Here is a 13,541-nt window from a genome sequence, read left to right on the forward strand (position 1 = left end):
AAAGCCAAACAGCAGGCAAATCCGCGAAAGAGGCCGAGCAAGAAGCCGGCAAAGACGGCAAACGGCTCAAACCAGTGCGGAGCCGCGGGCCAAAAGCACGGCACCGGGGCCAAACCGCCCCCGAAAGATCCGTGGCAAGTCCCCAATGCCAAGAAGGACGGCGCCGGCGACGTGACGAAAAGGAAACTATCACGGAAACCAACCGACGACCCGGACGACCCAGCACCATTCTGAATGCGATTCCCGATGGGATCGTCTCGGAGGATGAATCCCGGTTCTCTGTAGTGAGGCTGTCGGGTCTTACTCGCCCGCAAGCCTGCCGAAGTGGCTGCGCGCTACCCGCTCGACCTGAACCGTATCGTGGCCTTACCGCATTCGGCCCGGGGCCCCTGGGCCGCAACACCGTTTGGTAGGTTGTAGTCGTGCTGACAGTAATCGGTGAGACCCTGATCGACGTAGTTGAAGGTGCCGGAGTCAAGCCGCGTGCACATGTTGGTGGCAGTCCCATGAATGTTGCCGTCGGCCTGGCCAGGCTCGGCCATGCGGTTCAGTTCCTGGGCCGCTACGGAAAGGATAACTTCGGTCAGATGGCGTCGGGTCATCTGGCGGACAACTCCGTGCTGAATCCGCTTCCGCCGGACGATTCGCCGACCAGCACGGCCACCGCTTTGCTCGATGAGACCGGGTCTGCGACCTATACGTTCGAGCTCGAATGGGAACTGGACCAGCTGCTGGAACGGATGCCGACCCTCCTGCAGGGCAGCTCCTTGATTCATACCGGCTCTATTGCGACCATGCTGCAACCAGGGGCCAGTACCGTATTGACCGCCGTCGAACACGCCAGACCTACGGCGACTATCAGTTACGATCCCAACTGTCGGCCGACGATCATCACCGATGCCGAATATGCCCGGGAGCAGGCGGAGAAGTTTGTCCCGCTCGCCGACGTCGTGAAGGCTTCCGATGAGGACTTGCATTGGCTGTATCCGGATCGGTCCGTCGAGGAGTCAGCACGGGCGTGGCTTGAATCGGGGCCGGCCATTGTTGTTGTGACTCGCGGCGGGGACGCACCATGGGGGCTGTGCAAATCAGGCCACAGCACTGCCGCAATTCCCGAAGTCGAGATCGTGGATACCGTCGGCGCCGGGGACTCCTTTATGTCGGCCCTGCTCGCGGCTATCGTGGACAGGGAGTTGGACGGTTCCGGGCGCCGAGAACGGCTGCACCAGATAGGAACCGGCGAGCTTCGCGCGATCTTGGAGAGTGCCGCTACGGCCGCTGCCATTACGGTATCGAGGGCCGGGGCCAATCCACCATCGCGGAGCGAACTCCGCAAGCACCTTAGTTCCTGACCAACAGCACGGAAGGAAGGACCACATGACCATCAAGGATCCCTACGCAGACCTGCCAGAGGTAGCCGGATTCACCGTGACGTCCGAGGATATAACCCACGGTGAGGAGCTGAATTATTCACAGGCCAGCGGCAAGATGGGCTCCGGCGGGGACGATGTTTCGCCCCAGCTGTCCTGGAACGGATTCCCTGAAGGCACAAAGAGCTTCGCCGTAACGGTCCTCGATCCGGATGCTCCCACGGCGAGCGGATTCTGGCACTGGGCGGTATTCAACATCCCGGTCTCCACCACCTCGCTGTCCTCCGACGCCGGCAACCCATCGGGCGAGAGGCTGCCGGCCGGAGCTGTGCAGTTGAAGAATGACGCGCGCATGGATGGCTACGTGGGTGCTGCGCCGCCGGAGAATCATGGCACACACAATTACCATGTCGTCGTGCATGCCGTGGACGTTGAGACGCTGGATATTCCGGCGGAGGCCACCCCGGCCTTCCTCGGGTTCAATCTCTTCTTCCACACCTTGGGACGCGCCAGGATTATCGGCACCTACGAGCAGTAGTACAGCACGAGCAGTAGCGCGGCGTGAGCAGTGGTACAGCGCGAGCCGGGGCGCACCTACGAGCCGCGCATCTGCGGCCGGGACCGGAGCAGGTGGTGCGTCCGGAAGGCGGATACAGGCGCTTGCCGCATAGACTGGGTTCATGAGGCTGGTGGCGAGTGACATGGACGGGACGATCATTGACCGTGAGGGCAGGATCAGTGACCGTACCGTGCGTGCCTTCCGGGCCTGCCGCAACGCCGGTGTGGAGCTTGTGTTCGTCACCGGCCGTCCGCCACGGTGGCTCGCTCCGCTGCAGGAGCAACTGGACTTCAACGGCACCGTCATTTGCTCCAACGGAGCAGTCACGTACCGGCTCTCCGATCATCAGGTGCTGGAGGCGGCGTTGCTGCCGCAGGAGAGCGTCTTCCAGACCATACGAATCATCCAGCAGCTCTATCCGGATGCGGCGTTCGCGGCAGAGACCATCAAGGGGTTCCACATCGAGCCGGGGTTCGCCGACAGGGCAACACTGGAACAAATCGGCGTGACGCCGGGCAAGCTCAGCGACACATTGGTCGCCGAGGCCGAAGCGGGTGCCAATGAGGCGGCGCAAGCGGGAACGGCGGAACCGGATCCGGGCGGAGGAGTATCCAAATTGTTGGCCAAGGTCCCCGCTATATCTCCTGACACCTTTGCGGCCGGTGTGGATGCCGCCGTCGGACATCTGGTCTCGGTCACCCATTCCAGCCCGGGGCAGGCCCTGCTGGAGATGGCCTTGCCGGAAGTCAACAAGGCCGCGGCTTTGCAACGATTCGCCGCCTCCCATCGTATTGACGCGAACGACGTCGTCGCATTCGGCGATATGCCCAACGACATCCAGATGCTGAACTGGGCCGGGCACGGATACGCGATGGCCAGCGGCCACCCCGGCGCCATTGCCGCCGCCGATTCGCAGGCACCACCGTTTTCCGATGACGGTGTCGCGCAGGTGCTGGAAGCCCGGCTGGCGGCTCTGAACGAAACGGCACCGGCGTAGCTGGCGTGGCTGAGGGCTTCCTGCGGAACAGGTACGACGGCGGTGTCCGTTGGCCGATTGCTTTTGCCCATCGGGGGTTCTCCCGGGACGGGTTGGAGAATTCCCTGCAGGCGTTCAAGAATGCCGCCGCCCTCGGGTACGGCTACGTGGAAACCGATGTCCATTCCACCTCGGACGGCGTCGTGGTGCTTTTCCACGACGAGACGCTCGACCGGGTCACTGACGGAAGCGGACGCATCGAGGACCACACCTATGCGGAGCTCCGGAACGTCCGTATCGGCGGAAGGGAACCGGTTCCGACCTTGGACGAATTACTGACCGCGCTGCCTGGCATATGCATCAATATCGACATTAAGGACGCTTCGTCGATCCGTCCGCTTAAGGAAGTGCTGGACCGACACGACGCCTATGACCGCGTCTGCATCTCGTCCTTTTCAGATCGACGCGTGATGGCCTTCGAAGCCCTGGTTCCGGGGCACAGTATGACGACGTCGGCGGGCCGGCTGCGGGTCGCCGCCTTCGTCGCGCTGTCCCGGTTGGGGTGTCTGTGGCCGCTGAAGTGGATCCTCCGCGGCGTCGATGCCCTCCAAGTGCCGGTCCAGTACGGAAGGATCCCCATTGTCAACGCCGCGTCGGTGGCCCGCGCCCACCAGTTGGGGCTGCAGGTGCATGTCTGGACCATCAACGATGTTCAGACCATGAACGACCTGCTGGACCTGGGTGTCGACGGGGTGATGACCGATCGCGCCGACTTGCTGGCCGACATCATGGCCGCACGCCGGGAATGGCCGCAACGGGCCGGATCCTCCTCGTCCGATGCGTGAACTTGTCGTGCTGGGAACTGCCTCCCAGGTTCCCACGCGCACCCGGAACCACAATGGCTACCTGCTGCGGTGGGACGGCGCGGGGTTGCTCTTCGACCCCGGTGAAGGCACTCAGCGGCAGATGATCCGGGCTGGCGTCTCCGCAACGCAGATCAACCGGATCTGCCTGACCCACCTGCACGGCGACCACTGTTTCGGGCTGCCCGGCGTGCTGTCGCGCATGGCCATGGACGGCGTCGACCATCCCGTGCATCTGCATTTTCCTGCCTCCGGCGCTGATGCGGTGCAGGCACTTGTGTCCCTCGCGCCTGCCGGGATAGATCTGCGGCTGCACCCTCATGGAGGTGCCGGGATGGTGGCGCCGGGTCTCGAGGCGCGGCCCCTGCACCATCGGATCGAGACCTACGGCTACCGCCTGGTGGAGCCCGACGGCCGGACCGTTTTGCCGGACCGGCTCGCTGAGGCAGGGATCGCCGGTCCCGACGTCGGCCGATTACAGCGTGGCGAGCGGGTGCGAGGGGTGGATCTGGTGGAGGTCAGCGTCCCGCGGCCGGGCCAGCGCTTCGCTTTTGTCATGGACACCGCTCCGTGCCCGGGCGCGGAGGAGTTGGCTCAAGGGGCGGATCTATTGGTCGCCGAATCCACGTTCAGCGACGACGACGGCGCTCTCGCCGCACAGTATCGTCACCTGACCGCCGGACAGGCCGGGGCGCTCGCCGCGGGCGGAGATGCCGGCACCCTGGTGCTCACCCATTTTTCGGCGCGGTATCAGGACGTCTCGATACTTGCCGCGCAGGCGGCCGGACGGGCCGGCCGCACCGCCGTTGTGGCGGCTCAGGATCTTGACCGGTTTCACATGCCCAAACGCCGGGCGGCGCTGGACCCTTGATACAGGGTGGTGACCTTGACCTCACGTGGGAATTTGCGCGCATGGGGCACGGTTGGAGAATCGCGGATGCTCGCGTCCTCCCCGGTGCGGTCGGACGCGAGGAATTCGTGTGCTCATCGTGCCCTGAATGAAGGAGAACCGCCCTCGTGTCCGTATTGACGAATCCGCTCGATCTCGGCTCCTTGACGATCCCGAACAGGGTTGTCATGTCCCCGCTGACACGGGCCCGGGCCGGTGACGAACGTGTTCCCAATGACCTCATGGTCGAGTACTACTCCCAGCGAGCCGGGGCCGGTCTGATTATTAGCGAGGCCACGTCCGTAAGCGCGCAGGGGGTCGGTTACCACGGCACGCCGGGCATCTGGAACGAGGATCAGGTCACGGGATGGCAGAAGGTCACCCAGGCAGTGCACGCCGCAGGCGGCCGCATCTTCCTGCAGCTGTGGCACGTGGGACGAATCTCCGACCCCGAACTTCTGGACGGCGCACTCCCTGTGGCACCCAGCGCGATAGCCGCGGCCGGCCGTGTGAAGAGGCTGCGCCCGACGCGGCCCTACACGGTACCTCGGGCGTTGGAAACCGAAGAGGTCGCCGGCATCGTCGAGGACTTCCGCCGCGGGGCGGAGAACGCGAAGCGTGCCGGATTCGATGGCGTGGAGATCCATGCAGCCAACGGGTATCTCATCGACCAGTTCCTGCAGGACAGCACTAACCACCGCTCCGACAGGTATGGGGGCCCGGTCGAGAACCGCGTACGGTTCCTCCTTGAGGTCACCGATGCCGTCACGGAGGTGTGGGGGGCCGATCGCGTGGGTGTGCATCTGCGTCCGCGCGGCGAGGAGCACGATATGGGCGACAGCGATCCGCGCTCCGTGTTCGGCCACGCCGCTGAAGAACTGGGCAGACGTAAGGTGGCGTTCCTGTTCATTCGCGAGATCGAGGCCGAGGACAGTCTCTTGAGTCATCTGCGCAGTCTCTTTGCCGGCCAGGTGATCGCCAACGAGGAAATGGACGCCGATGACGCGTTCCGTCTCATCGAGAGCGGCAACGCTGACGCGGTGGCCTTCGGGCGGGACTACATCGCCACGCCGGATCTCGCGGAACGCCTCGCCGCCGGCGCTGCTGTGAACACGCCAAACCCGTCCACGTTCTATCCCGACACCGGGGACGACCTGGCAGTGGGCTACACGGACTACCCGTCGATGTCCGAGGTCGCGTTGAGTTACTGAGGGTCCGACCGTTCCGTCATCGCAGTCCGCAATGTTTAGCAGCGCCCAGACATCGGCCGGTAGTCTTGCGCCATGCGCATCCTGATTGCTCCGGATAAATTCAAGGGCACATTGACGGCCAGGCAGGCCGGCGAAGCGATGGCGGCTGGTGTGCGGGAAGTCTTCCCGGACGCTGTCGCAGACATTGTCCCTGTGGCCGACGGTGGCGAGGGCACGTTGGAGGGGGCGCTCGCGGCCGGCGGTGAGGAACGCACTGTGGCGGTGCAGGGGCCGCTGGGTGAAGAAGTCGAGGCCCGCTGGGTACTGACCGGCAAGACGGCGGTGATTGAGACTGCCGAGGCCAGTGGTCTGCGCTACGTCGAACCCCGCGTGCAGGCGGCGCTGGGAGCCCATAGCTACGGCAGCGGCCAGCTGATCAAGGCCGCCCTGGACGCCGGTGCGGAGGAGATCATTTGCGGCATCGGCGGCTCGGCGATGACCGACGGTGGCTCCGGCGCATTGAGGGCACTGGGCATGCGGGTGATGAACACTGATGGTGCCCGCGCCCGGCTGGGAGGGTCGGCCCTGTCCACTGCGCTGCGGATCGACGACACCGGGCTGGATTCACGTCTCAAAGACGTGCACATCCGGATCGCAGCGGACGTGACCAATCCGCTGTATGGCCCGGATGGGGCGGCTCACGTCTTCGGCGCCCAAAAGGGAGCCGACGCCGCCGCCAGATCCATGCTTGACGACGGACTTCGGCACTGGGCGGAGCTGCTGCACCAGGCCACCGGAGTCGATGTGCAGATTCCCGGCGCGGGGGCGGCCGGGGGATTCCCGGCGTCGTTCCTTGCCTGTACCAGCGCAACGCTGGAGTCGGGCTTCGACTTGGTGGCAGAGCTGGTTCAGTTCGATAAGGCGCTGGAGGGCGTGGATCTGCTGGTCAGCGGCGAAGGGTCGATGGACGAGCAGTCCCGGTTCGGCAAGGCGCCGTTGTCCGCGGCGGACCGCGCACAGGCGCGGGGGATCGACAGCGTGCTGGCAGTGGGCCGGTCCACCCTGAGCCTGGAAGACGTGGCGGGACACGGGGTGAAAGCCATGGCCGCGGCCGTTGATTGTGCACCTTCGGTGGATGAGGCGATAGCCCGGGCCGCGCACTACCTCCAGCAGGCCACGGCCGTGGCACTGGACAGCTACGACAAGGGATAGGTTCAGCCGGGGGCGGGAGCGGACGCCGGCGCGTTGAACCCTACGGTCGCGTAGGTTACGCTTGCGTAGGTTATGTGACCCCGGCAGGCAGGTGCGCCAATGACGACCACTGAGCAGGAGCAACGCGCTTCGAAAGCCAAGCCGGGCTTCCGGCCCGACAAGACCGGCTCGACCGTCGATATTGTCACTCACGCCAGGGAGCACCCTGAACAGACCAGGCCGCGTCCGGTTATCGACGGCCCCCGCAGTTCCGCCGGACAAGTCAGTGTCTACATTGGGGTGCTATTGCCGCTGGCGGCGTTGGTGGCCGCCGTCCCGCTTGCGTGGGGCTGGTCACTGACGTGGACCGACGTCGTACTTTTCTCCGTTTTTTACGTCGTCAGCGGACTGGGTGTCACTGTCGGCTACCACCGCTATTTCACCCATGGCTCCTTCAAGGCCAACAAGGGTCTGCGCGGCGCGCTCGCCGTGGCCGGATCACTGTCGGTGCAGGGCTCCGTCATCACCTGGGTGGCCGACCACCGGCGCCACCATGCCTTCTCCGATACCGATGGCGACCCGCACTCGCCGTGGGCCTTTGGCGATAGTCCGTGGGCGTTGGCCAAGGGCTTCTGGCATGCGCACATGGGCTGGTTGTTCGAACGGGACGTCACCAACCGGATCCGTTTCGCCCCGGACCTGCTCAAGGACCGGATGATCCTCACCATCGACAAGATGTTCGGCGTCTGGGTGCTCGTGACCCTGCTGCTGCCAGCGCTGATTGGCGGACTGGTCACGATGAGCTGGTGGGGCGCATTCACCGCGTTCTTCTGGGCCGGCCTGGTCCGCGTGGCGGTACTGCACCACATCACTTGGTCGGTGAACTCCATCTGCCACATGGTCGGGGAGAAGCCGTACCACTCCCGGGATAAGGCCGGAAACTTTTGGCCGTTGGCTGTTGCCTCCTTTGGCGAGTCCTGGCACAACTCGCACCATGCCGATCCGACCTGTGCCCGGCACGGTGTGGATAAGGGCCAGATCGACATCTCGGCCCGGATGATCCGGGTGTTCGAGAGGCTCGGCTGGGCCACCAAGGTCAAGTGGTCCAAGCCGGAGCGGCGGGCGAAACTCGCGGCGAAGGCACAAGAGGGCTGACAGGCTCCGTCGCGCCTGCGCCGGTTGCGTGGGCCAGTCAGCGGCTTGACGCTGATATCGGGAACGGTCCTTCGCCGCCAAAGCGGTGGGCACCTGAACCGTCTTCGACGTCGAGGCCGTCCTCGGTCGTGGCGTGCCAACTCTGGCCGCATGGCGCGCAGTACGCTACGCTGATCCGCATGGGAACGTTAATTTTCGAGTAACAGTAGTTCGACTGCTGACGGCATTGCGCCGAAAGACTGAAACTTCTTGTTGAGGCCCGGCCTCCGGGACGATTCCCATTCTTCCCATCCGGCTCGTTTGCGGCGATTAGCGGCAACAATTTCCGGTTCCTGACCCCTTTATGCGGCGTGACGACGTTGTACGGCGAAGTTTCCGCCGTCGTTTTCCGGGACCGGGGACCGGGGACCTGGGGCGCGTTGACCTGGGAGGCGGTGAATGGCACCGGCGGCGGCTTCAAGAAGCCGAACGAGAAGGGAATTGCCATGACTGCCCATACCAACCGCCATCGCACGTCTGATCCGGACGTACGACAAGTAAACGAAACAACATTCAAGAAGCTGCTGAAGGAAAAACACGTTCCGGACGAGCAGCTACTGGTGCACTCCGACAACGGGCGTTCGCCGCGACTTGCCGCAATGCAACGCTACTGGGCTCCCTGGTACAGCATCGAGCAGATAACCAACGCCGGGCTGGCCAACGCCGGGCTGGCAGACGCCGGGCTGGGCGACGACGGCTTGGCCGTGCGGGTGCGTCTGCTGGACGAGCCGTTGCTGCCGTGGGACGAACACCACGCGTTCCAGAAGCTGGTCGACCGGGTGCTGCAGGGCAAGCGACAGGGTATCCGGGCGACCGCGGCGCGGATCATCGGCCCGGCACCTGCCCACAGGTGGGTGGTCGATTCGTCGCTGGACCCGCAGTCGCCGGCGTCGGACCTGGAGACCGGTCAGTGGGTCGAGTTGTATCGGCTCAGTCAGGCCGGCGGTTTCGGGAACCTCTCCGGCGGCCGCAGTGTCGGGGTCGACCACAAGCCCAGGCAGGCCAGCGGTCGGCAGGGGGCGCGGGAGCCGAAACTGCGCTGGTGAAGACCGAGGCGCTGAAGCGACCGGGCAAAGCGGCGTGTCGATGGGCCTCCCGGCCGGTCGCACCCGACGGTCGCCTATGTGTCGACGTGCAGCGGACCGCGGCGCCGTGCTTATTCGGCGTCGTGGTCCGTTTCCAGGATCTTCACTAGCCGGTCGAGCGAGTCGTCCGCTTCAGCCCCTTCGGCACGCAGCACTACGACGTCGCCGTGTGAGGCCCCCAGCGACATGATGGACAGAATGCTGGAGGCATCCAGGGCATCGCCGCCTTGCAGTTCTATGGTGATGTCCACAGGCTGCTCGGTCGCGGCATCGACGAAGAGCGAGGCCGGCCGGGCGTGCAGGCCCACTTTGCTGGCAACGGTAACGGTGCGTTCTGGCATGTCTTTCTCCTTGTTGTATGTGCGAACGGGCCCTAAAGACCGAGTTCATCGAGTACGGGGAGTCGGGAACGGGCGGCCTCTTTCGTGGCTGCGGCCGTCGGCTGCGCCGCTGCTTCCGCCGCGATGTCCTGCGCCTCGCTCAGCGTGACGCTCTTCAAGACCGTGGCCACGGTACCCAGGGCCCGTGCCGTCATGGACAGCGTGGAAACTCCCAGCCCGGCCATCACGACGGCGAGGGCAGGGTCGGCGGCAGCCTCACCGCAGACGCCCACTGGCTTGGGATGCTGCCCGCCTGCGGCCTTGCCGCCGTCGACGGTCATGTCCACCAGCCGCAGCACGGCCGGCTGCCAGGGGTCGTTGAGCCCTGCCAGTTCCCCGACTTGGCGGTCCGCTGCCATGGTGTACTGGGTCAGGTCGTTGGTGCCCAGGCTGGCGAAGTCCGCCTTCTCCAGCAGTTGCCCGGCCACGACGGCGGCCGAGGGGACCTCCACCATGATGCCGGGGGTCTTGAGTCCGTTGGCCCGGCACAGCGCGGCGAATGCGGCCGTCTCGTCGCGGGTCGAGATCATCGGGGCCATCACCCAAACCTCCGCCTCGCTGCCTTCGGCGGCTGCGGCGATGGCGGTCAGCTGCCGCTCCAGCACACCGGGCGAGGTCATATCGGTGCGGAAACCCCGCACGCCCAGGGCAGGGTTCGGTTCGTCGGTATTGGTCAGGAACGGCAGGGGTTTATCCGCGCCGGCATCCAAGGTGCGGATCACGACCTTGCACCCGGCAAAAGCGTCGAAAATTGCCCGGTACTGCTCCACTTGCTCCTGATGGTCGGGCTCGGTGTCGCGGCCCAGGAAGCAGAATTCGGTGCGGAGCAATCCGACGCCCTCCGCGCCGGCAGCGGCAGCAGCGGCGGCGTCCTCGGGATTTCCCACGTTGGCCAGCAGCGGCACGTGGTGACCGTCCGCCGTCGTCGCCGGTGCCTCAAAAGCCGTCAACGACGCGGACTGCTCCCGCCATGTCTGCACCTTGGCTTCCAGTACGTCGTCCGGGCTGGTGATGACTTCGCCGGTGGCGCCATCCAGATAGACCTCGGAACCATCGGCAATCCGGTCGACACCGCGGGCGGCGACGGCGGCGGGCAGGCCCAGGGCGCGGGCCAGGATGGCGGTATGGGACTGGGGTCCGCCACTGCTGGTGGCCAGCCCGACGACGACGGCTGGGTCGAGGGTTGCGGTATCGGCCGGCGCGAGGTCCTGGGCGGCGAGGATGAATGGTGTGTCCGAGACCGGTATGCCCGGGGCCGGCATGCCGCGCAGTTCGGCCACGATCCGTGCCCTGACGTCGAGCACATCGGCGGCCCGCTCTGCCATGTAACCGCCGAGGCCCTTGAGCGTCTCTGCCACCTGCTCGCCGGCATCCCAGACAGCCCGTTCGGCGCTGTGCTGCTGGGTGGAGATGAAATTCCCTGCCGCCTTGAGCAGCATGGGATCCGCTGCCATCTGCGAGGTGGCTTCCAGTACGCCCACTGCGTCACCGGTGGCGGTTGCCGCCCGGGACTTCAGCTCGGCTTGGACGGCAGTGGCAGCCGTCTTCAGCCGTTGGGTCTCCTGGTCGACCGTCTGCTCCGGGTCGAGTTTCTCGCTGGGCGCCGGCTCCTGAACCGGTGGCGGCATCTGCAGTACGGGGCCGATCACTCGGCCGGGGCTGACTCCTACTCCGTTTATGGTCTCCATCGATAACTCCTCTCAGACTCCCGCCGTGGCAGGCTGGGCGCCGGCCGGAACGGTTTCAGCCTTCCGGGACGTGAAGCGCTTCAACGCGACGACGGTCAGCGCCGAGATGATCATTCCGGCCAGGATGGCTATTACAAACATAGTGACGTTGTCGATCGCAAAGAGGACGAAGAAACCTCCATGCGGCGCTTGGGACGTTACTCCTGTTCCCATCACTATGGCGCCTGTCGTGGCGGCGCCCAGCATCCCGGCAGGAATCACCCGCAAGGGGTCGGCGGCAGCGAACGGAATGGCTCCTTCACTGATGAAGGCTGCGCCCAGAAGCCAAGCTGCCTTGCCATTTTCGCGTTCCATAGGGGTGAAGCTCTTCTTGTCTATTTCCGAGGCCAGGGCCATGGCCAGCGGTGGAACCATCCCCGCAGCCATCACCGTGGCCATGATCTGCCACGGCGCTTCGTTGCCCACGGATCCAGCCGACAGTCCTGCCACAGCGAAGGCGTATGCCACCTTGTTGATGGGCCCGCCCAAGTCGACGGCCATCATCAGTCCCAGAATGATGCCAAGGACAACGGCTGCTGCACCGGTCATTCCCGAGAGCCAGCCGTTTAGCCCGTCTGTCAGCGCCGCAATGGGCCCGCCGAGGACCATGAACATCAAGCCGGAGGCCACAATTGAAGCGACCAGCGGAATGATCACGACCGGCATCAACCCACGGAGCCAGCGCGGAACGTTCAGCCGTCCGATCAACATCGCGACGTAACCGGCCAGCAGGCCACCAACGATGCCGCCGAGGAATCCGGCGCCCATGAAGAATGCCACGGAGCCGGCAGTGAACCCCGGTGCAATACCGGGCCGGTCCGCCAGCGCGTAGGCGATGTAACCGGCGAGAGCCGGGATCAGGAAGTTCATGGACAATCGGCCGATCTTGAACAAGACTGCGCCCACGTATGATTGCCAGCCACCATCAGGCAGATTGGTCAGCGTGCTCTCACCAAGGATGGAGTCAGCGTTGTTCGCGATTTCGTATCCGCCCACCAGGTAGCTGAGGGCCATCAGCAAGCCGCCAGCGGCGACGAACGGAATCATGTAGGAAACGCCGGTGAGCAGCGAGCGTTTCAAGGCACCGCCCACGCCTTCACCGGACTCGCTCTGGCCACTTCCGTCTGATGCTTCGGCGGCGTTGACCTTGCGGGCAGCAGGGTTTCCCGCGGCGGCAATGGCTTCGCCCACCATTTCGTCCGGTTCGTCGATGCCGCGTTTGACGGGTGCGCTGACAACGGGCTTTCCGGCAAACCGGTGCTTGTCCCGGACATCGACGTCGACGGCGAAGATCACCGCATCGGCGGCCGCGATGACATCAGGATCCAAGGCCTTGGCGCCGGCGGACCCCTGGGTTTCAACCTGAACGTCGACGCCGGCCTGGTTACCGGCTGCCACCAGGGCGTCCGCAGCCATGTAGGTGTGGGCGATACCAGTCGGGCAGGCGGTGACGCCCACCAGGCGCTTGGCCGGACCACTTGGAATTTGCTCTGACTCTGGAGCCCCGATGCCCGACGATGCAGGCCCGGTCGATGCCGACCCAGGGGCACCTGCCAGCGTGGGTGCCTCTGCCGTGGAAGCACCTGCTGCCGGAGCCGGCGTCGTGGATTCAGCCGTTGCCGTTGCTGTGCCGGCGGGGATGGTTTCCGGAGTGGAGACGGGCTTGTCATTGAGCGCGTCATCGACCAGCTCGACGATCCGCTCGGTGGCTCCGGCTTCGCGCAACGCGGCGGTGAAATCCTTCTTGATCAGCGACCGGGCGAGCTTGGCCAGCAGCTGCAGATGTTCCTGGTCTGCTCCATCGGGCGCTGCGATAAAGAACACCAGATCGGCGGGACCGTCCTTGGCGCCGAAGTCCACGGCCGGGTTCAGCCGCGCCATTGCCAGCGTCGCTTCGGTCACCGCAGTCGAGCGGCAATGCGGGATTGCGATACCGCCCGGCACGCCCGTCGCGGTCTTCTCTTCGCGTGCCGCGGCATCGGCATACAGCGCGTCGAATTGGGTGGCGCGTCCGGCGTCGACGACGTTTTGGGCAAGGTGCCGGATGACGTCGGTGCGGTCTGGACCGAAGTCGCGGTCCAGGGAGACAAGCTCTTCAGTGATTAGTGCCGACATGG

The 13,541-nt window shown here is 65.2% G+C and carries 13 protein-coding genes; 10 read left to right on the forward strand and 3 right to left on the reverse strand.

From position 1 onward, the window contains the following. The 10 genes from H535_RS29760 to H535_RS0122320 all read left to right on the forward strand — a co-directional run. Positions 1 to 234: hypothetical protein (locus H535_RS29760; protein ID WP_035770635.1), on the forward strand; the 234-nt coding region annotated here is incomplete at its 5' end. A gap of 188 nt (positions 235 to 422) precedes the next feature. After that, entirely contained in the window at positions 423 to 1,352 is a 930-nt protein-coding gene (locus tag H535_RS0122280) for a carbohydrate kinase family protein (protein ID WP_026821273.1), read from the forward strand. Between the two features lie 25 nt (positions 1,353 to 1,377). Next, positions 1,378 to 1,908: a YbhB/YbcL family Raf kinase inhibitor-like protein gene (locus H535_RS0122285; RefSeq protein ID WP_026821274.1), complete on the forward strand. Its 531-nt coding sequence runs from the start codon at positions 1,378 to 1,380 to the stop codon at positions 1,906 to 1,908. 142 nt (positions 1,909 to 2,050) lie between these two features. Further along, the gene (locus tag H535_RS0122290) at positions 2,051 to 2,926 is read left to right on the forward strand and encodes an HAD family hydrolase (RefSeq protein WP_026821275.1); all 876 of its coding nucleotides are present in this window, start codon (positions 2,051 to 2,053) and stop codon (positions 2,924 to 2,926) included. Between the two features lie 5 nt (positions 2,927 to 2,931). Beyond that, positions 2,932 to 3,750: a glycerophosphodiester phosphodiesterase family protein gene (locus tag H535_RS0122295; protein ID WP_051299675.1), complete on the forward strand. Its 819-nt coding sequence runs from the start codon at positions 2,932 to 2,934 to the stop codon at positions 3,748 to 3,750. Then, positions 3,743 to 4,639, forward strand: a complete 897-nt coding sequence (locus H535_RS0122300) for a ribonuclease Z (RefSeq protein WP_026821277.1) — start codon at positions 3,743 to 3,745, stop codon at positions 4,637 to 4,639. The genes H535_RS0122295 and H535_RS0122300 overlap by 8 nt, the downstream gene beginning before the upstream one ends. A 146-nt stretch (positions 4,640 to 4,785) precedes the next feature. After that, on the forward strand, positions 4,786 to 5,868 hold the full coding sequence (locus H535_RS0122305) for an alkene reductase (protein ID WP_026821278.1): 1,083 nt from the start codon (positions 4,786 to 4,788) through the stop codon (positions 5,866 to 5,868). Positions 5,869 to 5,940: 72 nt separating this feature from the next. Further along, positions 5,941 to 7,059 carry a glycerate kinase gene (locus tag H535_RS0122310; protein WP_026821279.1) on the forward strand — a complete coding sequence of 373 codons (1,119 nt, stop codon included), beginning with the start codon at positions 5,941 to 5,943 and terminating at the stop codon, positions 7,057 to 7,059. 99 nt (positions 7,060 to 7,158) lie between these two features. Beyond that, positions 7,159 to 8,193 carry an acyl-CoA desaturase gene (locus H535_RS0122315; protein WP_081416898.1) on the forward strand — a complete coding sequence of 345 codons (1,035 nt, stop codon included), beginning with the start codon at positions 7,159 to 7,161 and terminating at the stop codon, positions 8,191 to 8,193. Positions 8,194 to 8,543: 350 nt separating this feature from the next. After that, entirely contained in the window at positions 8,544 to 9,278 is a 735-nt protein-coding gene (locus H535_RS0122320; protein WP_026821281.1) for a hypothetical protein, read from the forward strand. 110 nt (positions 9,279 to 9,388) lie between these two features. On the opposite strand, the gene H535_RS0122325 is transcribed toward H535_RS0122320, so the two are convergent. From H535_RS0122325 to H535_RS29290, 3 genes are read right to left on the reverse strand one after another with little or no spacing between them, the layout of a single operon-like run. Then, the gene (locus tag H535_RS0122325; RefSeq protein ID WP_026821282.1) at positions 9,389 to 9,658 is read right to left on the reverse strand and encodes an HPr family phosphocarrier protein; all 270 of its coding nucleotides are present in this window, start codon (positions 9,656 to 9,658) and stop codon (positions 9,389 to 9,391) included. Between the two features lie 32 nt (positions 9,659 to 9,690). Continuing rightward, a complete protein-coding gene (gene ptsP, locus H535_RS29285; protein WP_026821283.1) occupies positions 9,691 to 11,385 on the reverse strand; it encodes a phosphoenolpyruvate--protein phosphotransferase in 1,695 nt (564 codons plus the stop codon). A gap of 12 nt (positions 11,386 to 11,397) precedes the next feature. After that, positions 11,398 to 13,539, reverse strand: a complete 2,142-nt coding sequence (locus tag H535_RS29290; protein ID WP_026821284.1) for a PTS fructose transporter subunit IIABC — start codon at positions 13,537 to 13,539, stop codon at positions 11,398 to 11,400. Between the last annotated feature and the right edge of the window lie 2 nt (positions 13,540 to 13,541).

The organism is Arthrobacter castelli DSM 16402, from assembly GCF_000430705.1.
GTDB lineage: Bacteria > Actinomycetota > Actinomycetes > Actinomycetales > Micrococcaceae > Arthrobacter_C > Arthrobacter_C castelli.